Origin of the sequence: Acinetobacter sp. AC1-2 (genome assembly GCF_016124155.1) — a bacterium.
GTDB lineage: Bacteria > Pseudomonadota > Gammaproteobacteria > Pseudomonadales > Moraxellaceae > Acinetobacter > Acinetobacter calcoaceticus.
In genome coordinates, this window is sequence record NZ_JABFFO010000008.1 from 16,219 (window position 1) to 38,967 (window position 22,749).

Annotated in this window: 22 protein-coding genes and 1 riboswitch; of the genes, 12 read left to right on the forward strand and 10 right to left on the reverse strand. The window is 40.8% G+C overall.

Annotation, left to right across the window (positions count from 1 at the left end; genetic code table 11):
- The first annotated feature begins 8 nt into the window (after nucleotides 1-8).
- The gene (locus tag HL290_RS17210) at nucleotides 9-278 is read left to right on the forward strand and encodes an oxidative damage protection protein (protein WP_000089995.1); all 270 of its coding nucleotides are present in this window, start codon (nucleotides 9-11) and stop codon (nucleotides 276-278) included.
- A gap of 306 nt (nucleotides 279-584) precedes the next feature.
- Here the strand turns inward: HL290_RS17210 and phoU are convergent, their stop codons facing one another.
- The 4 genes from phoU to HL290_RS17235 form a co-directional block, all read right to left on the reverse strand.
- On the reverse strand, nucleotides 585-1,307 hold the full coding sequence (gene phoU / locus HL290_RS17215; RefSeq protein ID WP_003654470.1) for a phosphate signaling complex protein PhoU: 723 nt from the start codon (nucleotides 1,305-1,307) through the stop codon (nucleotides 585-587).
- Between the two features lie 108 nt (nucleotides 1,308-1,415).
- On the reverse strand, nucleotides 1,416-2,747 hold the full coding sequence (locus tag HL290_RS17220; RefSeq protein ID WP_198497099.1) for a TolC family outer membrane protein: 1,332 nt from the start codon (nucleotides 2,745-2,747) through the stop codon (nucleotides 1,416-1,418).
- 95 nt (nucleotides 2,748-2,842) lie between these two features.
- Entirely contained in the window at nucleotides 2,843-3,748 is a 906-nt protein-coding gene (locus HL290_RS17230; protein WP_198497100.1) for a DMT family transporter, read from the reverse strand.
- Nucleotides 3,741-4,322 carry a TetR/AcrR family transcriptional regulator gene (locus HL290_RS17235; protein ID WP_198497101.1) on the reverse strand — a complete coding sequence of 194 codons (582 nt, stop codon included), beginning with the start codon at nucleotides 4,320-4,322 and terminating at the stop codon, nucleotides 3,741-3,743. Before HL290_RS17235 ends, HL290_RS17230 begins: the two co-directional genes overlap by 8 nt.
- Before the next feature lie 108 nt (nucleotides 4,323-4,430).
- Between HL290_RS17235 and HL290_RS17240 the strand changes: the two genes are divergently transcribed.
- From HL290_RS17240 to gluQRS, 6 genes are all read left to right on the forward strand, one after another.
- On the forward strand, nucleotides 4,431-5,516 hold the full coding sequence (locus HL290_RS17240; RefSeq protein WP_198497102.1) for a hypothetical protein: 1,086 nt from the start codon (nucleotides 4,431-4,433) through the stop codon (nucleotides 5,514-5,516).
- A gap of 34 nt (nucleotides 5,517-5,550) precedes the next feature.
- Nucleotides 5,551-5,685, forward strand: a riboswitch (TPP riboswitch).
- Nucleotides 5,686-5,773: 88 nt separating this feature from the next.
- Nucleotides 5,774-7,651: a phosphomethylpyrimidine synthase ThiC gene (gene thiC / locus HL290_RS17245; protein ID WP_198497103.1), complete on the forward strand. Its 1,878-nt coding sequence runs from the start codon at nucleotides 5,774-5,776 to the stop codon at nucleotides 7,649-7,651.
- Nucleotides 7,652-7,726: 75 nt separating this feature from the next.
- Nucleotides 7,727-8,362 (forward strand): NUDIX domain-containing protein, encoded by a 636-nt coding sequence (locus HL290_RS17250; protein ID WP_198497104.1) that lies wholly within the window; start codon nucleotides 7,727-7,729, stop codon nucleotides 8,360-8,362.
- Complete coding sequence (gene cpdA, locus HL290_RS17255; RefSeq protein ID WP_005037307.1) at nucleotides 8,359-9,171, forward strand: 3',5'-cyclic-AMP phosphodiesterase; 813 nt, start codon at nucleotides 8,359-8,361, stop codon at nucleotides 9,169-9,171. The genes HL290_RS17250 and cpdA overlap by 4 nt, the downstream gene beginning before the upstream one ends.
- 210 nt (nucleotides 9,172-9,381) lie before the next feature.
- Complete coding sequence (gene dksA, locus HL290_RS17260; protein ID WP_004640678.1) at nucleotides 9,382-9,918, forward strand: RNA polymerase-binding protein DksA; 537 nt, start codon at nucleotides 9,382-9,384, stop codon at nucleotides 9,916-9,918.
- 1 nt (nucleotide 9,919) lies between these two features.
- A complete protein-coding gene (gluQRS, locus tag HL290_RS17265; protein ID WP_198497105.1) occupies nucleotides 9,920-10,816 on the forward strand; it encodes a tRNA glutamyl-Q(34) synthetase GluQRS in 897 nt (298 codons plus the stop codon).
- A 49-nt stretch (nucleotides 10,817-10,865) separates the two neighbouring features.
- Here the strand turns inward: gluQRS and ftsW are convergent, their stop codons facing one another.
- The 5 genes from ftsW to HL290_RS17290 all read right to left on the reverse strand — a co-directional run bounded on the left by ftsW (nucleotide 10,866) and on the right by HL290_RS17290 (nucleotide 15,979).
- Nucleotides 10,866-12,062: a putative lipid II flippase FtsW gene (ftsW, locus tag HL290_RS17270; protein ID WP_004795141.1), complete on the reverse strand. Its 1,197-nt coding sequence runs from the start codon at nucleotides 12,060-12,062 to the stop codon at nucleotides 10,866-10,868.
- 24 nt (nucleotides 12,063-12,086) lie between these two features.
- Nucleotides 12,087-13,433, reverse strand: coding sequence for a UDP-N-acetylmuramoyl-L-alanine--D-glutamate ligase (gene murD, locus HL290_RS17275; protein WP_017387755.1), 1,347 nt, complete (start codon nucleotides 13,431-13,433; stop codon nucleotides 12,087-12,089).
- A gap of 160 nt (nucleotides 13,434-13,593) precedes the next feature.
- Nucleotides 13,594-13,845, reverse strand: a complete 252-nt coding sequence (locus HL290_RS17280; RefSeq protein WP_003654445.1) for a DUF6587 family protein — start codon at nucleotides 13,843-13,845, stop codon at nucleotides 13,594-13,596.
- A gap of 20 nt (nucleotides 13,846-13,865) precedes the next feature.
- Nucleotides 13,866-15,719 carry a ferrous iron transporter B gene (gene feoB, locus HL290_RS17285; protein ID WP_017391154.1) on the reverse strand — a complete coding sequence of 618 codons (1,854 nt, stop codon included), beginning with the start codon at nucleotides 15,717-15,719 and terminating at the stop codon, nucleotides 13,866-13,868.
- Complete coding sequence (locus HL290_RS17290; protein ID WP_016801736.1) at nucleotides 15,716-15,979, reverse strand: FeoA family protein; 264 nt, start codon at nucleotides 15,977-15,979, stop codon at nucleotides 15,716-15,718. Before HL290_RS17290 ends, feoB begins: the two co-directional genes overlap by 4 nt.
- A 143-nt stretch (nucleotides 15,980-16,122) precedes the next feature.
- Here HL290_RS17290 and xerD point away from each other — a divergent pair, with 143 nt between their 5' ends.
- The 4 genes from xerD to thrC all read left to right on the forward strand — a co-directional run bounded on the left by xerD (nucleotide 16,123) and on the right by thrC (nucleotide 20,741).
- Entirely contained in the window at nucleotides 16,123-17,043 is a 921-nt protein-coding gene (gene xerD, locus HL290_RS17295; protein WP_198497106.1) for a site-specific tyrosine recombinase XerD, read from the forward strand.
- A gap of 146 nt (nucleotides 17,044-17,189) precedes the next feature.
- Nucleotides 17,190-18,002 carry a DsbC family protein gene (locus HL290_RS17300; protein ID WP_056484281.1) on the forward strand — a complete coding sequence of 271 codons (813 nt, stop codon included), beginning with the start codon at nucleotides 17,190-17,192 and terminating at the stop codon, nucleotides 18,000-18,002.
- Nucleotides 18,003-18,245: 243 nt separating this feature from the next.
- Nucleotides 18,246-19,547, forward strand: a complete 1,302-nt coding sequence (locus tag HL290_RS17305; RefSeq protein WP_004640662.1) for a homoserine dehydrogenase — start codon at nucleotides 18,246-18,248, stop codon at nucleotides 19,545-19,547.
- Between the two features lie 54 nt (nucleotides 19,548-19,601).
- Nucleotides 19,602-20,741: a threonine synthase gene (gene thrC / locus HL290_RS17310; protein WP_003654438.1), complete on the forward strand. Its 1,140-nt coding sequence runs from the start codon at nucleotides 19,602-19,604 to the stop codon at nucleotides 20,739-20,741.
- 106 nt (nucleotides 20,742-20,847) lie between these two features.
- Here thrC and pbpG read toward each other — a convergent pair whose 3' ends face one another.
- Nucleotides 20,848-21,894, reverse strand: coding sequence for a D-alanyl-D-alanine endopeptidase PBP7/8 (gene pbpG, locus HL290_RS17315; protein ID WP_198497107.1), 1,047 nt, complete (start codon nucleotides 21,892-21,894; stop codon nucleotides 20,848-20,850).
- A gap of 212 nt (nucleotides 21,895-22,106) precedes the next feature.
- Between pbpG and HL290_RS17320 the strand changes: the two genes are divergently transcribed.
- On the forward strand, nucleotides 22,107-22,742 hold the full coding sequence (locus HL290_RS17320; RefSeq protein ID WP_003654436.1) for a response regulator: 636 nt from the start codon (nucleotides 22,107-22,109) through the stop codon (nucleotides 22,740-22,742).
- Nucleotides 22,743-22,749: the final 7 nt, after the last annotated feature.

The window sequence follows — 22,749 nt, forward strand, 5'->3', positions numbered from 1 at the left end:
GATAAACCATGAGTCGACAAGTATTTTGCCGCAAATATCAAAAGGAAATGGAAGGTCTAGACTTCGCTCCATTTCCTGGTGCTAAAGGCCAAGATTTTTTTGAAAATGTTTCTAAACAAGCATGGCAAGAATGGTTACAACACCAAACAACGCTAATTAATGAAAAACGCCTAAATGTGTTTGAACCAGAAGCGAAGAAGTTTCTTGAGGAACAACGTGAGAAGTTTTTCAATAATGATGAAAGCGTAGAAAAAGCTGAAGGCTGGAAACCAGAATAAGCGGTTTGTTTGAACCTAATCATCATTTAAAAGGCGGGTCTATATACATAGATCCGCCTTTTTTTACGTGAAACTTACACAAGCATAAAAAGCCTTACATAGAGCGAACAGGACTCTACATGACATCAAAAAGCGAAGAACTTAATATCAATTCATAGCAAGAAGAACACGATCCCTGTCGTGTTTATGCACTTGATTTTCTGTCCTGAACTTCCCCCCAAAGTTCGGGACATTTTTTTATCTATTATTTTAAAAAATAAAAAAAGCCTTGTTTCAAACAAGGCCTTTAAATATTTCAGCTTAAGATTACTTTTCGTGAACTTTAGCTTCAATTTCTTCAATTTTGGTATGGCGGGCATCAAAGCCTTTTGCCATGTAAATCACTTGCTCAGCAATATTACGGGCATGGTCGCCAATACGCTCTAAAGAACGTAACACCCACATCACATTAATTACACGAGCAATATGACGTGGATCTTCAATCATATAAGTCATTAAAGTACGTGTTGCTGACTGGTATTCACGGTCAATATCTGCATCGGCTAAAAGCACACGCAAAGCTTGATCTGCATCTAAACGCGCAAAAGCATCAAGTGCATCATGAATCATGACACGAACTTGGTTACCAATATGACGAGTTTCCATGTAGCCACGCGGAGAACCACCTTCTTCACAGAGGTTTTGCGCAATACGGGCAATTTTTGCCGCTTCATCACCAATACGCTCAAGGTCAGTGTTGGCTTTGCTCATCGCAATAACCATACGCAAGTCAATCGCTGCTGGATGACGACGTGCCAAAATTAGCGTAAGACCTTCATCAATATCACGTTCATATTGATTCACGGCGTTATCTTTAAATTGAACATCAATCGCTAAATTTGCATCTGTATCAAGCAAGGCATGAATTGCGTTCGCCACCTGTTGTTCGACCAAGCCACCCATGGTCATGAACTTTGTGTTTACATCTTGCAAATCTTCATTAAATTGAGAAGAAATATGATGGCTTAACACCGGATTACTTGGACTCAAGGGAAGCCTCCAACATGATGGCGCAGGAATAAAATGATTGAGCATTAGAACACAGCAATCATTAAGTTTTTATGACAAAATTAAAATTCAGATAAAAGCTTTTTTTGCTCACTGATAGGTTAGCCAGCTGTTTAATTCGACCAGATCTTTTTCGCCTAACTGGCCCACCGCAGCTTTTAACCGAAGTACATTCAATAAGTAGTCATATTGACTATTAAGATAATCCTGTTTTGCCGAAAAAGCATTACGCTGCGCTAATAAAACATCAACCATACTTTTTAAGCCTTCGTTATAACTCGCTTTTGAAGCTTGAGAAACAAGCGAAGACGAATCCATTGCAGCTTTTCGTGCTTCGAGTTTGGCTTGATCTGTATCTACCTGCATATATGCACTTTTCACATCAACATTAGCACGGCGAATAGCTGCATCAAGTTGTGCCTGAGCTTTACTGGCTTCTACAGTCGCTTTTTTAATTGATGTTTTAGTACGCCCACCATTAAATAAATTCCAGTTCATTTCCACCCCAACCTGATCAAATTTTCCGTCAGTCGAGATGAGTGTCTCTGGTGTCTGCTTTGTATATCCATAACTTGCAACAGCATCAATTTGAGGATAAAGCGCGGCTTTTTCCACACGGCGCTGATCCTCACTATATCGTTGCTGTAAGCGCGCTTGTTGAATCTTTAGGTTTTTTTGCTGTGCTAAAGAAAGCCAATCATTAAGCTGGGCTGGATACGGCTTTTGAAAACTAAAATCACCACGCAATACTGCAAGCTTATCTTGATAAGCACCAATATATTCGGAAAGCTGTTCTTGGGCTAAAAGTAATTGAACATTGGTTGAAATACGATTGGCTCTGGCATTTTGATATTGAGCATTTGCTTCACTCACATCACTACGTGCCACCAAACCCTCTTTGAGCTTGGCATTCATCATATTGAGTTGCTCAAGCAAAGCTTTTTCTTCTTGTAAGTATGCAACGCTTAACGCCTGCTGACGCAGCACATTAAAATAGGCTTCTGCTACATTTAAAACATGGTCTTGTTTTTGCAATCTTAAAGTGATTTCACTTAATGCAACCGAGGTTTTAACTTGCTTATAACCTTCCCAAGCATCCATTCGAAAAAGTGGCTGACGTGCAGTTAAAGTCGCTTGACGAGTGGTTGAAGTATTACTCACCAAGGCATCTGAAAGCCCTTCTTGGTCAACCCCCGGAAAATTAGAACGCTTCACCGTTTGTCGATTACGAGTAATATTTCCTGACAATGTGACCGTTGGTAATAAGGCACCAGTTGCCAAGCCTAAATTAAGTTGATCTGCTTCAAATTGTTGTTGATTGGCTTGCCATGTTGGGTCATTTTGTTTTGCGCGCTCATAAGCTTCAACTAAATCTAGAGCAAAACTGGAAGATGCAAAACTCCAAAGGCCAACAGCGACCATTAATTTTATTTTCATTGTTCAAATCAACGATAAAACTTGCCTTTAAGACTAAGAAAAATTCCAAGCAAACTCAAGCCATTAAAAGTTTTAGTTTTTTAAGCGTTCTCATTTTTTGACAATATTAAAATACAAATAAAAATCAAAAACATGCCTATCCAACCCAACCATGAAATATGCTCACCAACCAACACGATGGCAAAAAGTGCGGCAACTAAAGGTTCAAATAAAGTTAAGGTCGTCGCTTTACTGGCATTTACTGTTTTTAGACCAAAACCGAAAAGTAAATAACCTAAAAACATAGGAATCAACATCATATAACCAGCAACAAGTAAATTGGTTGAACTTTGCAACAACCCTCCACCTGTAACCAGTAAAGTAGGAAGCAAAATAACTGCCCCACCCCCCATAATCATGCCCATTGCAGCTTTAGCAGCAACACCCCGATCTATTAATCTTTTAGCAGCCCATGAATAAAGTGAATAAGTTGTAGCCGCGACAAGCCCAAGAAAAATACCGAAGATTTTATTCCATTCATTTGTACCCTCTTGGACCGCATGGTTTTCACCCATGGATAACAAACTTACGCCCATAACACCAAAAATAAAACTTAAGAACCAGATCGCTGACAAAGACTTCCGATCAAAGAATCGTTCTAAAATTGCTGCGATCAGTGGCGCTGCACCAATAGAAACCACGGTGCCAATCGTAATTCCTGCATAATGCATTGAGGAATAAAAGGCCAGAGGATAAATACCAACTGCCGCAACCCCTAAAAGCAGTATTAGAAGGTTTTGCTTTATAAATTGACGGTTTTCTCGAATAGCCCGCGATGCAACCAAAGCTTGCAAAAGACCTCCTCCACCCATAGCCACAGCACCAATGGCGAGTGGTCCAAGTGTTGGTGCAAATGCGGCAGCAGTACCTGTTGTTCCCCATAAAACAGAGGCAACTAAAATTGCAATTGTGCCACCATAACTACTATTTTTAATGAGGCTAATCATATTGGCCTTCTCTCTTTAGAAGCTCTTCTGCCATTTGTTTTGCTAAGAGGAGTTGACGACTACTTCCTTCCAACCCTGCTCTTGCCATAGAACCTTCTAAAAGAAAGGAAAGCTGTGTAGCCACGTAGCTAACGCGCTGCAAGTCTGGTATTAATTTTTTTAAATGCTCAGCAACAATAGCCTCGACTTCTTCTTTATGCTGCCTTACTGCACTTCGTCCTGCACTATTCGCTGGAAACTCAGCCGCAGCATTAAGCAAACCACATCCTCTAAAGCCTTTTTCATAGGCAAATTCTGCATGGTCTTGATAGGCATCAAACACTGCCAAAATAGCTTCTGTAGCTGATTTCGTTTGTTCTAAACGTTTTTGATAAAGATCAAGCCACTCCTGATGCCGCGCAGCAATGTAGGCATCAACAAGCTCACCTTTTGAAGAAAAGTTATTGTAAAGCGACATCTTAGCAACATCTGCTTTTGTCGTAACCGAGTTAATTCCAGTTGCAGTAATGCCATCGTTATAAAACAAAGTTGCTGCTGCATCGAGAATTTTCTGTCTTGCTGTTTTATCATTCATAGTTTTATTTTTAAGTAGACCGATCTACCCAATAATAAAGATTTCTAACAATGATGCAATCTTTTTCCGAGTTATAATTTGAGCAATGTTCACTTCGATAAAAATACAATGATGAAAAAATTTCTAATGATGAGTGTGTGCAGCGCACTACTTTTATCTGGATGTAATAAAACATCGCAGCAAGATCAAGCTGTTTCTAAAGAGCAAAAATCAACTGAACAAAAGCCTGTAATCAAACAAAACAATAGCTGTATCGAAATCAATGCCGCAATACAGAAGATTAATCAGAACAGTAAAATAGAAGACTTAAATCAAATTAATGAGAAGCTGAAAACGTGTGTGCCATCTTTAAAGAATGATGAACAGCTTAAGCTGATTGATGCATCAACAGCCATGTATCAACGTTTTCTAAAGCAAGACTACACTGACAAAACAGCCAGAGCTTTTGAAGCTTTTGGCTATGCCGTTTTAGAACAAAAACAACGAGACCCTAAAAAAGTCATTCAAAGCCAGAAAAAATTATTCGACCAACTTAGTCCACGCGACCAATACTTACTTCAACATAATGGTGAAGCCTATATTGACCTCCTTTATCAAGGCGAAGGCATGTTTACCTATCGACGTCAGCCAAACTATCTAGTCGATGTTTTTTCTAAAGCCTTAACCGCGGACCAAAAAGAGTTCTTAACTCGTATGGCGAAAGACAATCAAAATATTTTCTATAACGATGGTGCTTTGGCTGTTTCATGGAAAGAACTTACTGAACGAGCGCTGTTTTGGGAAAAATTTATTCAAAAATATCCAAAGAGCCACTTTATTGGTGATGCAAAACTACTCTTTAACGAATATCGCTATTTTATTTTCTTTGGTCTAGATAACACCCCTGTGTCAGATGAATATGCTCCGAACACATGGTTTGATAAAGATGCTCTTGAGCAAATCCGTTTTCTATCTACACAGAGCCAGTCGAGTTTAGCGAAACCTGCCCAGCAATTTCTTAAATTTATTGCCACGCCTGTAGAAGAGCGCAATAAGCAATTTAAAATAGATTTAACTGAGAAAAATGGCGATAAAAAATCAAATTATCAGATTACTCATGAACAACTTGAGCAGCTATTAAAATTTGATTCGCCATGGAACACTGAAGTCTATCGTGACTGCCATATAGATGCGGTTTGTATAGATACAAATTGACAATGCCAGCCAACCTAAATCATGTTAGTCTGTAATTCGCTTGACGGAGCGCGAGTAATAGCTCGCTGAGATTGTGTAAATTTCGTGTTATCGCAACACAAGTTTGATCACAAGTACCGTTGAACCTGATCAGGTTAAGACCTGCGTAGGAATCAAGCCATCTAAAAACTAAAGCCTCAAATTTATCTAGTAAAGATAAATCCGCCATCGTTTTTGGTCGTGCTTGATTCGTTGATGTTATTCATAAGGATCATGTAATGAACCAGTTAACGAATCTCTCTTCTGTTGAAATTTCAGCGCAACATGAACAAGATGCAAAAGATTTAACTCGCATCTTACCCGCTTCAAAAAAAGTTTATATTGAAGGCTCTCGCCCTGACATTCAGGTTCCAATGCGGGAAATTTCTCTCACCGATACCCCTACTGGTCTTGGTGGCGAACATAATCCCCCTGTTATGGTCTATGACACTTCAGGTGTTTATACCGACCCAAATGTTCAAATTGATTTAGACAAAGGTTTACCTTCAGTTCGCCAAAACTGGATTGAAGAACGTAACGATACTGACGTACTTTCTGGTTTAACTTCAACGTTTGGTCAGGAACGTTTAAAAGATATCCGTACCGCAGATATTCGCTTTGCCCACATTCAAAATCCACGCCGTGCCAAAGCTGGCAAAAATGTCTCTCAAATGCACTATGCCAAGCAAGGTATTATCACACCTGAAATGGAATATATTGCAATTCGTGAAAATCAGCGCCAGCGTGAAGGTGTTGATACGCGCCAGCATCCGGGACAAAATTTTGGTGCAAAAAATTTAAAAGAAATTACACCTGAATTTGTTCGCCAAGAAGTTGCTGAAGGTCGCGCAATTATTCCTGCAAACATTAACCACCCAGAACTTGAGCCAATGATTATTGGTCGTAACTTCTTGGTTAAAATTAATGCCAACATTGGTAACTCAGCGCTTAGTTCTTCAATTGACGAAGAAGTTGCGAAAATGACATGGGCAACCCGTTGGGGTGCTGACACCATTATGGATTTGTCGACAGGTAAAAATATTCATGAGACACGTGAATGGATTATTCGTAACTCACCTGTTCCAATCGGCACTGTACCAATTTATCAAGCACTTGAAAAAGTGGATGGTGTTGCAGAGGACCTGACTTGGGAAATCTTTAAAGACACGCTCATCGAACAAGCTGAACAAGGCGTTGACTACTTCACGATTCACGCAGGTGTATTACTTCGTTACGTACCACTCACCGCAAACCGTTTGACTGGTATTGTGTCTCGTGGTGGTTCAATCATGGCGCAGTGGTGTCTAGCACATCATGAAGAAAACTTCTTATACACACATTTCGATGAAATCTGTGAAATCATGAAAGCCTACGATGTTTCGTTCAGTTTAGGTGATGGCTTACGTCCGGGCTGTATCCAAGACGCAAATGACGAAGCACAATTCAGCGAACTTAAAACACTCGGTGAACTCACTCATCGTGCATGGGAACATGATGTTCAAGTCATGATTGAAGGCCCTGGTCACGTACCAATGCACATGATTAAAGAAAACATGGACTTGCAGCTAGAAGTTTGTAAAGAAGCGCCATTCTATACGCTTGGGCCTTTGACAACTGATATCGCTCCGGGTTACGACCACATTACCTCTGCAATTGGCGCAGCCATGATTGGTTGGTACGGCACGGCGATGCTTTGCTATGTCACACCAAAAGAGCATTTGGGTCTACCAAACAAGAAAGATGTTAAAGACGGGATTATTACCTACAAGCTTGCGGCTCACGCGGCCGATCTTGCGAAAGGACATCCGGGTGCACAGGTTCGCGATAATGCCTTGTCAAAAGCACGTTTTGAATTCCGTTGGGATGATCAGTTCAACTTAAGTCTAGACCCTGACACAGCTCGTAGTATGCATGATGAAACCTTACCGAAAGAGGCTCACAAATCTGCACACTTTTGCTCAATGTGTGGACCAAAGTTCTGCTCGATGAAAATCACCCAGAATGTTCGTGACTATGCCAACAACCTCACCAATATTAATACAGAGGTTGAAGAAGGCCTCAAAACCATGAAAGAGGTTTATCAAGAACAAGGACAAAAACTGTATCACAAAGTGTAAATATTCAAAAAAAACACTTGCCTAGCCATGATTCTCAGTTAGGATGAAATAAATAGATTTTATCCTGACTGGCTCATGAGCATTGTTAAACATCCAAGCTATATATCTGAAGATGTCGAAATAACATCCCGTGAATATGTATTCCGCGGTTTTATTCAGGTTGAAAAAGTCAGCCTTCGACATCGTCTATTTAACCAGTCTGAATATACCCCTGTAATACAGCGCGAGCTTATTCATCGCTCTGAGGTTGCAGGCGTTTTACTCTACAACGATCAAAAACAACAGTTCGCACTTATTGAACAGTTTCGTGTTGGTGCTTTAGATGACCCTCACTCCCCATGGCAACTGGAAATAATCGCAGGCGTGTTAGACGGTGATGAAACACCCGAGAATTGTATTCGTCGAGAGAGCCTCGAAGAGTCAGGGTGTTCAGTTCAGGATTTACAACATCTATTTAGCTTTTATCCGTCAGCTGGTGCGTGTTCAGAGTTATTTCATCTCTATGTTAGCGAAACCGATTTACCTGCTGAAGGCGGTGTTTTTGGTGTAGATAATGAGGGTGAAAATATTCAACTGCACTTATTTAATTATAGTGAAATCCAGATGTTACTCGACAGCGGACGTTTAAGAAATGCTCCTGTCATTATGGCGTTACAATGGCTGTCTCAACACATCACAACGATAATAAAATCCGACGAGGTAGGACGGTGACTTTTCAAGTCTCAACACTTTCACAAAAAGACCATGTCATTATACAAATTACCGATACTCACTTATTGGAGTATCCGCACTTAGAATTTGTGGGGATGAATCCTGAAGAAAGTTTTCATGCAATTATTCAACAGATCCTGAAAAAACATCCTGAAACTGATGCCATTATCCATACTGGAGATCTGGCTCAAGCACCAACGCCTATTACGTACAAACGTTATATTCAATATATGCAAACGTTAGGTCTGCCATTTTTTCAGACACTGGGTAATCATGATAACGTTGACCATTTTCCATTGCATAAAGAAAACCATCAGGAACCTGTGGTGATTGGCTTAGGAAACTGGCGTGTTATTTTATTAAATAGTGCGGTACAAGGTCAGATTGATGGACACCTGTCACCAGAACAACTACAAAATTTAGCGACATTACTCGAAGAATTTTCAGATAACCCTGTTTTATTGGCTTGTCATCATCATCCTTTTGCAATGAAATCAAAATGGATTGATCATCACAAGTTACAAAATTCTAATGCGTTGCTTACAACATTAGCTCCATTTAAAAATGTAAAAGCTTTAGTCTGCGGGCATGTTCACCAAGACTCACTCAACACTTGGCAAGGAATCGAGTTTTTCTCGACCCCATCGACCAGTGTTCAGTTTAAACCGTTTAGTAATGACTTTGCCCTAGACCAAAATGCTCCCGGCTACCGTTACATTCGTCTAAAAAACGATGGTAGTTTTGAAACCGAAGTCTTCCGTCTTGAAAATTTTCAGGGCCTTATAAATACTGATATTTCAGGCTATTAGCTCTATTTTTTATATGCTTACATGCAATTATGACTAGGGTAAACATGTTTTGAAAATATTTACGAGTCGGAATGACTATCATCTTGCAGGAAAAATCTATATGATGACGACCCGATGGTAAAATCCATCGATGGTTTTCTATAAAAACACTTGCATATCACCATATTTTTTGCGTATAGATAATACGTGTATGATGAGGAATGCCCTATTATGGCGAATGACAACCACAACCAAGTTTTGGATGAACATACAGAAGTTGTAGTGGAAGGTGAAAAAGCTTCTGCAAAACGTGCACGTAAAGTGAAACCTAAAACTTCTGATATAGGCACAACTGCAAGTTTATTTGGTATTGCACCTTATCAACCTAAGAAAAATGAAGAGTACATGTCTGAAGGACAGCTCGAGCATTTCCGACAAATTCTGCAAGCATGGAAAGCTGAATTGATGTCTGAAGTTGATCGTACGTTGAATACGATGCAAGACGAATCAACTGCATTGCCAGATGTAAATGACCGTGCTACCCAAGAAGAAGAGTTTGCAATTGAATTGCGTACACGTGACCGTGAACGTAAGTTAATTCGTAAAATCGAACAATCTATGGAAGCCATTAAAAATGAAGACTATGGTTTCTGTGAAACGTGTGGTATCGAAATCGGCTTACGTCGTTTAGAAGCACGTCCAACGGCAACTTTATGTATTGATTGCAAAACTTTGGCAGAAATCAAAGAGAAGCAAAATAACGGTTAATATGACCGAGGTAACTCTTAAAGAGAAACCTAGCTTTGCATATTCAGGCCGGTTTGCGCCATCGCCAACCGGCCCTTTGCATTTTGGATCACTCATTACTGCCGTTGCCAGTTATTGTGATGCAAAGGCCCATCATGGCACATGGCTCGTTCGTGTCGAAGACACAGATATCCCTCGTATTTATCCGGGTAGTGAAGATCATATTCTCACGTCACTGGAAGCCTTCCAGTTCGAACCCGATGCAGAAATCATCTTTCAAAAAAACCGTTTAGACATTTATGAAAGCGTATTAGACCAACTTAAAAAAGAGGGTCTTATCTATGCTTGTCAATGTACACGCAAAATGTTGGGTTCAAATGCAATCTACGCCGGAACTTGCCGCAATCTAGGGCTTGATTTTCAAGGTCAAGCGATTCGGGTAAAAGTTCAAGATCAGCAAATCTGTTTTGATGACCGACTACAAGGAACTCATTGTTCTAATCTGCAACATGACCTTGGAGACTTTGTTCTTAAACGCCGTGACGGGATTATTAACTATCAACTTGCCGTAGTCGTTGATGATTATCTGCAAGGCATCACCCATGTCGTTCGAGGCGCAGACCTATTAGATAACACTGAACGGCAGATCTGGCTTGGTGAGCTCTTAGGTTACCCTAAACTAAGCTATATGCACCTACCCCTCGCCATGAACGATCAAGGGCAAAAGCTTTCTAAGCAAAACCTTGCTCAAGCACTCGATTTGTCAAAAGCTCCTCAATTGCTGCAACAAGCAATACAAGCACTAGGACAACCTAACGTTGATTTAGACCAGCCTAAAGTTATGCTTAAACAAGCAGTAGCGCAGTGGAATGTAGATTTAATTCCACATGTAGAGCAGCTGAATGGAACCTACCTATAAATAAAAAAACCCGATATCAAATCGGGTTTTCTAATACCTAAATACTCAACTAGAAGTTTGATTCTTCCCTTTCTGGGTTAACTTCTTGGGTTGAAGCATCAATCTTTAAAATCAAGCTAATCATCGCAGCACACATCATTAAAGATGTACCACCATAACTAATAAATGGCAGAGTCAAACCTTTAGTTGGCATCAACCCCATATTCATGCCCGCATTTACCAAGATCTGGAGCAAGAAAATAATACTAATGCCATACGCCAAATAACCTGCGCGAAGGTAATGATGTTTCAATGCACGATGACCAATTTTGATACAGCATGCCAACATCAAGAAAGACAAACCAATAACAATCGAAATACCAAAGAAACCGAACTCTTCGCCTAACACTGCCAACATAAAGTCAGTATGTGCTTCTGGCAAATAAGATAGCTTTTGTACACTGTGCCCTAAGCCTGTACCAAACCATTCACCACGACCAAAGGCCATTAACGCATTTGATAACTGGTAACCAACCCCTAATGGATCTGCCCACGGGTCAGTAAACGAAATCAAACGCTGGAAACGATACGGCTCAAACAAAATTAAAAAGACAATACCGGTTACAATCGCACCCAACATAATTAAGAACTGTGTTGGCGGCGCACCAGCTAAAAAGAACACCCCGACCATCATCAATACAATTACGATCGTAGCACCCAAGTCAGGCTCAGCAATAATCAAACCGACCGTGATTGCCATGACCCCACTTAAACGTAATAAGCCTTTCCAATGAGTACGAACCTCTTTGGCACGGCGCACAACGTAGTCTGCGGTAAAGATTGCCATCATGACTTTGGCAACCTCGGTTGGCTGTAAGGTAAAGCCACCAATCTTAATCCAGCGTGTAGAACCGTTGACTTCTGAACCCACTACTAAAGCAGCAAGCAAAAGAACCATGGTCAACAACCACAACGGGAAAGTATTTTTAAACCACGTATTAAGTGATATCCGATAGGTCAAATAAGCCACCACAGCCGCAGCGACAATCGAAATACCATGACGAATCACATAGTGAAACGGGTTTTCATGCATATATTCAGCATAGGGCATCGAAGCAGATGCGACCATCACTGAACCGATACACAATAATGCAACGACACAGAAAATCAGGACATTACGTGGCGTCACTTCCGCTGGCCATTTAGGCAATATCCGTTCATACCAATGATTGATTTTCTGGATTGTGGTCTGAGCTAAGCCTGCCATACTACATTCCTAATCATGTTTTCTTTAAACCAACGAATTGACGCAGGCAACAAACTGCTGACCACGGTCATTATAACTTTTAAACATATCAAAACTTGCACAGGCTGGTGATAACAGCACAACATCTTCAGCTTGTGTTTCACGTTGACACAGCTCTACAGCTTCTTTAAGCGTTGCTGCATGCAAAATTTTGGTTGCACCCTGAATTGATTGTTCAATGACTGGAGCATCCTCACCAATCAATACCACAACTTTGGCATATTTTTCGATAGAAGAACGTAATGGAGCAAAATCCTGACCTTTGCCCTGCCCACCCAAAATCAAGGCAACCTTACCCTTTTTAACCTCAATTGCAGCGCCTAAACCATCAATTGCTGCAAGTGTAGCACCAACGTTAGTCCCTTTAGAGTCATTGTAATAACGTACATCATGTACAGTTCTCACATACTCACAGCGGTGCTCTAATCCTTTAAACTGTTTTAACGTCTCAAGCATAGATTCCATAGGCAAACCAATTGCTTCACCTAGCGCCAAACAAGCTAAAGCATTGGCTACGTTGTGCATGCCTTGAATATATAAATCTGAGCTTTTAATTAAACGCTGCAAACCACGTGCAAGCCAAAGCGTGCCATCGCCATCTCTTAAAACACCATATTGATTTAAGTCTGGAGCATTTAGACCAAAGCTTTGCATTGGTGTTGTATCTGGAACAAGAGGACGACTTAAAGCATCATCACGGTTAAATATAACTTTTTTAACACCTTGGAAAATACGGTGTTTTGCTTGGTGGTAACCCCACATATCGCCATGACGATCTAGATGATCTTCACTCATGTTAAGAACCACAGCAACCTCAGCATTCAAATGAGATGTGGTTTCTAATTGAAAACTTGATAACTCAAGTACAAGCAACTCTGGTTGATCTTTTAATAAATCTAGAGCTGGGCGTCCAAGGTTTCCACCAACAGCAACTTTCTTACCTGCATCTTTAGCCATTAAGCCAATTAAAGTCGTTACTGTACTTTTCGCATTAGAACCCGTAATCGCCACAATAGGTACTTCGGTCGCACGGCGTAATAATTGAATATCGCCTACCACTGAAATCCCTTGAGCAATAGCTGCCTGAATTTCTGGTAATTGCGGTGCAAGGCCTGGGCTTAAAATAATTTCTTCTGCTTGTAATAATAATTCTTGGTCAAGTTGACCGAAACTGGTTTTAACGCCAGCTGGAATCTGATCATAACCTGGGGGCGTGGGACGAGAATCCGTTACTGCAACTTGGTAGCCTTGTTCATGCAGGAAATTAACAGCAGAAACGCCTGATATTCCCAAGCCTGCGACAACTTTTAATCCACCACGTTGTATTAACATTTTTGCCCCACAATTTATCAATCGACAGAATGGCAAAAATGTTAGCACTTTGCTGTTTTGAATGCTTTTTCAGTTTGAACTTTATTCATCTTTTTTTGTGTCAGTGCGTAAAAAAGCCATCAATATGATGGCTTTTTAGACGAAACAAGAAATACTAAATTTATTGCCATTTAATCGGCTTAATTTCTTGAACTGTATTGGTAGGTTTATCTTCACTTGAGCAACCACAGCCGCCAGCACAGCCAAAGGTCATTTTTGGCTTAAGCCATTTTGCCAAGGTTGTCCAACCCTGCTTTTCACAAAATGAAGAGAGTGTAGAAAAGACTGAATTTGCTGTTTTTGGAAATACTTTCTTAAAAACAACAACAGCACTCCAACTCACTAAAACCGCGATAATCAGATATTGAATCATGTACAACCTCCGTTCTTGCCTTAACCCCAATAGTGGGAAGCAATTTGATAGGTAACAAACGATGCCAAATAAGCCAAGCCGAACAGATATGCAGTCATGACAGCAACATGTTTCCATGAACCTGTTTCACGTCGTACCGTTGCCAATGTGGCCAAACAATGTGGAGCATAAATAAACCACACTAAAAGCGATAATCCTGTTGCCAAAGACCAACCCGAGCCATCTGCACTAATCAGATGTGACAAACCTTGAGCTACAGCATCGTCACTCGTTGCAGACAAGGCATAAACTGTACCTAATGCTGCCACTACAACTTCACGAGCTGCCATTGCTGGAATTAAAGCAATACAGATTTGCCAGTTAAAACCAATTGGAGCAAATACAGGTTGAATAAGATGTCCGAGCATACCGGCAAAACTATAATCTATCGCAGGTAATGTCGCCCCTTCTGGTGGCTGTGGGAAAGTACACAAAAACCAGAGCAAAATAGAAAGCGCAAAAATGATTCCACCGACACGTTTCAAGAAGATCTTCGCGCGATCCAACAAACCAATTCCCACACTTTTTAAATCGGGGAAACGATAACTCGGCAGCTCTAGCAGTAAAGCATGCTGTGACTTATCTTTTTGCAAAAACTTCATTAAAAATGAAACACAAAGAGCACTCACAATACCAGCCATATACAGACCAAATAGCACCAGACCTTGTAAGTTGAAAATACCCCAGATCATTTTCTCTGGAATAAAAGCTGCAATCAGCAAAGCATATACGGGCAAACGTGCCGAACAGGTCATTAAAGGCGCAACCATAATGGTCGTAAAACGATCACGAGGGTCACTAATACTACGCGTTGCCATAATTCCCGGTACTGCACAGGCAAAGCTTGAAAGTAAAGGAATGAAAGCACGCCCACTTAAACCGGCTTGAAACATTAATTTATCAAGCAAGAATGCTGCACGCGGTAAATAACCCGATTCTTCTAATACCAAAATGAAGAAGAACAAGATTAAAATTTGTGGCAAGAACACAACTACGCCACCTGCACCCGCAATAATTCCGTCAACAACCAAACTATGCAGTAGGGGCTGTGTAATCACAGTTCCCACCACTTCACCTAACCAGCCAAAGAAGCCTTCAATGCCATCCATAAACGGAGCTGCCCAAGCAAAAACTGCCTGAAATACAATAAACATCATGAGGGCAAGGCTAAATAGGCCTAAAACTGGGTGTAAGAAAATTCGATCTAGAAAATCAGTACGTTTATCTCCCTGATCGACATATTGAACAACATCTTTAAAAATCATATCGATTTTTTGATGATGAGTTCCAGTCAAACCACTCAGTTCGGTCTGTGGCACACTGTATTTTTCTTGATCAAGGGCATGTAATAAATTTTCAATACCCGCATTACGAACAGCAACTGTCTCAACGACTGCTACGCCCAAACGTTGAGACAACTTTTGAGTATTAATTTGGATGCCACGACGACGCGCTTCATCCATCATATTCAGTACAAGTAAAATCGGACGGCCAAGCTCGATCATTTCGAGCACTAGTCCTAAATGCAATTTTAAGTTAGTCGCATCGACTACGCATAAAAAAGCATCTTGCTGACCTTCTTCGGCAATCTTACCCAAGCAAACATCACGGGTAATAACCTCATCAGGACTGGTTGCATTTAGACTATATGTACCCGGTAAATCGAGTACACGCACTGCACGCCCTGAAGGTAACTGAAAATGACCTACTTTACGCTCGACCGTTACGCCCGCATAGTTTGCGACTTTTTGTCGAGTTCCAGTTAAATGGTTAAAAAGAGAGGTTTTACCACAGTTTGGATTTCCCACAAGGGCAATACGTAACGCATCACTCATGCGGGTACTCCTTCTTCTACTTGAATTTCGATTTTGTCCGCTTCTGCTTTACGCAAAGCGAAACGAGTAAAGCCAATTTGGATCAAGATCGGATCACCACCAAAAATACCCTTGGTAATCACTTCCACTCGTGTGCCTGGCACAAAGCCCAGACTTTCCAAACGAATTGCGACCAAATCTTGCTGCTCGGACTCTACTGATATCCGATTCACTTTGCTGATGGTCGCCGCTTGCTTCACTTTTAAAGCTGATAAACGCACCGCATCCGATCCTAAACCTTTTTTTCTAGTATACATATAAATGAGAATAATTACCAAATAAGGTTAAATTTCACTTCCTATTCAGTTTAATCGACAAACCTTAAAGTTTCTTTTACAGTACAGAGGTTTAGAGGATGTAGTGTATGTTAAATAAAAAACCGCGTATTCCAAGCCCTGTTCAAATTCCAGAACATTTAAGCTTTTTACAAGGTTTTCGCGACTATCTCGTTGCACAGACTGTTAGTCCACATACACGTAATGCTTATTTATCTGACCTCATTCAATGCAGCGAACTCCATAAAAAAAATGCTCTTCCACAATGGTCAAGTGATGATATTGCCGATGTTCTTATCGAACTGACAAAAGCAGGAAAAAGTCCCCGCTCAATTGCACGGTGTTTATCTGCCCTACGTCAGTTTTACAAATTTTTACGTGAACAGAAGTTACGGAATGACAATCCAGTTGCGACCCACCACTCTCCTAAAATTGGGCGAGCATTACCCAAAGACCTATCTGAAGAAGATGTCGAATCACTGATTCAAGCACCAGATATCAATACAGCACTTGGCTTACGTGATCGAGCAATGTTTGAAGTGCTTTATGCATGTGGTTTGCGTGTTTCAGAATTACTTAACTTGCGTCTGGAACTTATTAATTTAAAACAAGGCTATTTACGTGTTACAGGTAAAGGCAATAAAGAGCGTTTAGTGCCGTTAGGACAATTTGCCTGTGAGTGGGTAGAACGCTATTTGAATAATGCTCGGCCTCAACTCTATAAAAGCTCGACTGACTATCTCTTTTTAACCCAACATGGCGGGATTATGAGTCGACAAAACTTTTGGTATGCCATTAAACGCTATGCGCTACAAGCCAATATTCAAGCTGAACTCTCACCTCACACCTTACGTCACGCCTTTGCAACACATCTGCTCAATCACGGCGCAGACCTACGCGTCGTGCAAATGTTACTGGGTCATAGCGATTTATCTACGACTCAAATCTATACGCATGTTGCACAAGTCAGAATGCAACAATTACATGAAAAACATCACCCTAGAGGATGATAAAGCTTTCAAGCTCCACGCAAGTATTTCAGATCAATCGTTTGATTTCGTTCACAAAGGTTAAGAAAGTTTTAACAATACACGTTAGATTTTTTGGTATGCTTAGCAGCTTCTGACTATAAATACTGATGAAATAAGGGTTATCTATGTCTTTTACCCGCTCTCAAATTTTTCTTGCCTGTACTCTGGCATCTAGCCTTTTGTTCAGTGCTTGTTCTAAAGAAAACAAACCACAAAAAGAAGATGCGCTCACAGCGACTGCACCTGCTACAGGGGAAGCTTCAACCATTATCGAGCGTAATGCCAAGCAGCGTTTAATCGAAACTTTGCAAAAACAATTTAAGAATGCAAATATCAGCGCCAAAATTTTAGATATCAAGCCGACTGAAGTTCCTAATTTATATTGGGTAAATCTAGAAGGGATGACATCAGTTTATACAACAAGTGATGGTAAATATTTAATTCAGGGTGATGTAATCCGATTAGGAGGCAAAGAGCTTCATAATATTGGTGACTCACTTCAAGCATCAGAAAATAAAAAGCATCTTGCCGCTTTAAAAAATGAAGATCTTATTGTCTACCCTGCAAAAGGCAAGGCTAAGCACGTGATCTATGTGTTTACCGATGCAAGCTGTCCTTATTGCCATAAACTACATGAGCACATACCCGAAATTAATGAAAAGGGTATTGAGGTACGCTATATCGCTTGGCCACGCGGCGAACAATTTATGCCGACCATGGAAGCTGTATGGTGTAGTGCAGATCGTAAAGCTGCCTTTAATCAAGCAGTACAAGGTATCAACATTCCACCAGCTCAATGTAAAAACCCTGTTCGAGAGCAATATCAACTTGGCTTGAATATGGGTGTAAATGGTACACCTGCTATTTACAATGCTGATGGCGAGTACTTGGGTGGATATCTAACACCAGATGAATTAATTAAACGTCTGGATAAATAATCCACTTAAAGTTGATGAATGATTAATCATCTGTCTCTTAAGAAAAGCGCTGCTCTTATTGCAGCGCTTTGTTTTTTCAATAATTAATACTTTATCCACCTGTGTTTAAAGACTGATCTACTCTTCTTTTCCAAACATCGCACTCTAATTCATTGAACAGGCACTAAAAGCGCTAGAGTCTGGCGTTTTTTTTAGCTATGATCTAGCTTCAACTAAATGATTAAATGATGAATGGAGTGTGACGTGAAACCAGTTCGCCTGGCAATACTCGGTCTAGGAACCGTAGGTGGAGGAGCCCTTAAACTACTACAAGAAAATGCCGCTGAAATTAAACGTCGCACCGGTCGAGAAATTCAAATTACCCACGTTGGAACACGCCGCCCTCGTCCAGATCTCGAATTAGAAGGGATTAAACAAAGCGCAGATTTACTTGATATCGTTCGTCAACCAGATGTTGATATGGTTGTTGAAGTGATGGGTGGTATACACCCTGCTTACGAAGTCATCATGGAAGCGATCAAACACGGCAAACAAGTCGTTACTGCAAATAAAGCTTTACTCGCTGAACATGGCAACGAACTATTTAAAGCAGCTGAAGATAATGCTGTACAAATCGCTTATGAAGCAGCAGTTGCTGGCGGTATTCCAATTATTAAAGTCATCCGTGAAGGTCTTGCTGCAAACCATATTCAATGGTTGGCAGGTATCATTAACGGCACAGGCAACTTTATTCTGACCGAAATGCGTGAGAAAGGTCGTGCATTTGATGATGTATTAAAAGAAGCTCAAGAACTTGGCTATGCAGAAGCAGATCCAACTTTTGACGTTGAAGGTATCGATGCTGCGCACAAACTTACAATTTTAGCGTCTTGTGCGTTTGGTATTCCTCTTCAGTTCGATAAAGTCTATACCGAAGGTATTAGCAAAATTACTGCACAAGATGTGAAATATGCCGAAGATCTCGGTTTCCGCATTAAACACCTAGGAATTGCGCGTCGCGCTGAAAAGGGTATTGAACTACGTGTTCACCCAACACTCATTCCAGATGAGCAGCTTATTGCGAATGTAAATGGTGTTAAAAATGCTGTTTTAGTTCAAGCGCATGCTGTAGGCCCTACACTCTATTACGGCGCTGGTGCTGGTGCTGGTCCAACTGCTTCTGCTGTTGTTGCCGATGTAATTGATATTGTCCGTGATATTTCTTATACCGAAGATGGTGCTGGAACTATTCCTCAACTTGCTTTTGAAGCATTAACAAATGTGCCAATTTTAAGCCGTGAAGAAATGACCACAGGTTATTACATCCGCTTAAATGCAGAAGATCAAACTGGCGTACTTGCAGATGTCACTACCATCTTAAGCCGTGCTGGAATTAGTATTGATGCCATCATGCAACAATCCCGTTTAAAAGACCTTATTCCAATCGTGATTCTCACCGATCCAATCGTCGAATCTAAAATGGATGAGGCACTTGCACAAATTCAAGCCTTACCTGCAATTCGTGGCGAAATCGTAAGAATTCGTTTAGAATCGCTCGATAGTTAATCAGGTTGAGGGAAAGATTCCCTCTCCCGCTTCATCTCTAATTGGAACACCATCATGTCTAATGCCAATCGTTATACTGGTCTTGTAGATCGTTATCGTGACCGTTTGCCAGTTTCGGCAACTACTCGTGCTATCTCTTTGGGGGAAGGCAACACCCCACTCATTAAACTAGAGAATATTCCACGTATTATTGGCAAAGATGTTGAAATTTATGTGAAATATGAGGGTTTAAACCCAACTGGTTCATTTAAAGACCGTGGTATGACCATGGCTGTAACCAAAGCGGTTGAAGAAGGCTCTAAAGCGATTATCTGTGCATCTACTGGTAACACTTCTGCTGCTGCTGCTGCTTATGCTGCACGTGCAGGTATCAAAGCATTTGTTTTGATTCCAGAAGGCAAAATTGCAATGGGTAAAATGGCGCAAGCGATGATGTATGGTGCGATCACTATGCAAATCCGTGGTAACTTCGATGATGGTATGCGTCTTGTAAAAGAAGTCGCTGATCAAGCGCCTGTAACGATTGTAAACTCAATCAACCCTTACCGTTTGCAAGGTCAAAAAACCATTGCTTACGAAATCGTTGAAGCTTTAGGCCGTGCACCTGATTATCACTGCTTACCTGTAGGTAACGCAGGTAACATCACAGCTCACTGGATGGGCTATACTGAAGCAGTAGCAAATCAACCTGCTGATCAGTTTGAACAAGTTATTTATGACGCAGCAACAGATCAGTTTACTGGTCCAAAACCTGAAGGTTTACCAACAATGGTAGGTTATCAGGCTTCTGGCGCAGCTCCATTCTTACGTGGTGCTCCAGTTGAAAACCCAGAAACAGTTGCAACTGCAATTCGTATTGGTAACCCACAAAGCTGGAACCATGCTAAAGCGGTAGTACGTGACTCTAAAGGCTGGTTTGATGAACTTCAAGACAGCGAAATTTTAGAAGCTCAGCGCTTACTTTCTATGTATGAAGGCGTATTTGTTGAGCCAGCATCTGCTGCTTCTATCGGTGGTGCGATTCGTGACATTAAAGCAGGTAAAATTGCTGAAGGTTCTGTAATTGTATGTACAGTGACTGGTAATGGCTTGAAAGACCCAGATACTGCAATCAAACAATGTGCTGATGCAGTCATGTTGTCAATTGATGCAACAATGAGCCAAGTAAAAGATTCGATTTTATCTAACATGTAAAATCTGAGTTTTCATAAAAACGGCTGTTCAACACAGCCGTTTTTTATGTCTTTTTAATAGGTATAAAAAAACGCTTCTTGATAGAAGCGTTTTTAGAATAATTAAATTAAATACGTTTTGGTAAATTACTTAACCAACTCAATAGGTTAGTTGCATCATTATTACGTGCTTGCGAACTTGGCTCACCAAGCAATACAATCACTGCTGGACGTGAGTTTACAGTCGTATGCATGACAACACAGCGACCTGCTTCATTGATATAACCCGTTTTAGACAAGTTAATATTCCAACCACCATTACGCACTAGAGCATTGGTATTGTTAGATTTCAATACGCGATAACCCAAGTTGAAATCATAAGTTGGTGTCGTTGAAAATTGACGAATTAAGCCATACTGAGATGCTGTACTCGCCAAAATCCCTAAGTCACGCGCAGAAGATACATTACGCGGATCTAACCCTGTAGATTCATAATAATGAGTTGCGTTCATACCTAAAGCACGTGCTTTAGAGTTCATTGCAGCAACAAATGCAGGACGACCACCCGGATAAGTACGCGCTAAAGCCGCTGCTGCCGGATTTTCAGACTTCATTAAAGCAAACAATAACACTTCTGCACGGTTCATCTTGTCACCAACACGGAGTGTTGAACTTGAATTTTTACCGTTTGCCCCCGCAAAATCAATTTGCTCAAGCATAATTTCTTCTGACATGTTTAAACGGGCATCTGCCGTTACCACTGCTGTCATTAACTTAGTAATAGATGCAATTGGCACAGAAGCATTCGTATTTTTACTAAACAGTACTTCACCAGTTTGCGCATCCATCACTAACGCAGCGCGAGCACTTACACTCGGCTGAGCATTGTACCCACTCGTATCACGAATTGGAGCAAGCTTAGGAGCAGACGCTATAACTTTCGGTGCATTACCGCCACGCAATGTTGTAGTTACAGATGTTGAACCTTGCGGAGTGGGTTCATCATCTTCCTCATTCAAAAATTGGCTAGCGTCAGCTGAAGACCAATTTAAGCTTGCAGTACCACTACTCCCTGAGGACGGGTTATTGACGAGTTCTGCAAAGCTTGTTGAACTCAAACTAAGCAAAATAGACATGCTTAGCACATGTATTAAAGACTTTTTAGAATTTTTCACGGCACAATACTCGACTCAGGGTGATACACATTTGCGCTTACTATAATTATGCCTTACATTTGAGGTATAAGGTATAACGCTTTTACCGACACAATTGTGCACAACTATTCGCTCACTATATAAGAATAGGATTGCTAATTTTGTCATTCCATTGCAAGCTAATTTTGCTTTATGTAACAAAAAACTTGTTTTTTGAAAGAAAGGAGGTCTTCTTGATTACAGTTTTAGTTGTGGATGACCATGAACTTGTACGTACAGGCATTTGCCGTATGTTAGAAGATCATGCCGATGTAGAGGTCATTGGACAAGCCGAATCGGGTGAAGAAGCAATTGCTATTGTTCGTCAGAAACATCCTCAAGTTGTGCTACTTGATGTCAACATGCCAGGCATTGGGGGCGTAGAAACAACACGCCGTTTACTACAAACCGCACCAGATACAAAAGTTATTGCTGTAAGTGGCTTATCAGAAGAACCTTACCCTTCTCTTTTGCTTAAAGCAGGAGCTAAAGGCTACATCACGAAAGGTGCTCCAATTACAGAAATGGTTCGAGCAATCAACAAAGTCATGCAAGGCGGCAAATACTTCAGTGCAGATATTGCTGAGCAGTTAGCGAGTTCCTATCTGTCAGACACACAACAATCACCTTTTGACGCTTTATCCGAACGAGAAATGCAAGTTGCAATGATGGTTGTAAATTGTATTAGCGCTCAGGAAATTGCGGACAAACTTTTTGTAAGTGTCAAAACGGTGAATACTTACCGCTACCGTATTTTTGAAAAACTCGCCATCGATAGTGATGTTAAACTAACTCATCTTGCGATTCGGTATGGTCTGATCAAACCATAATCATACT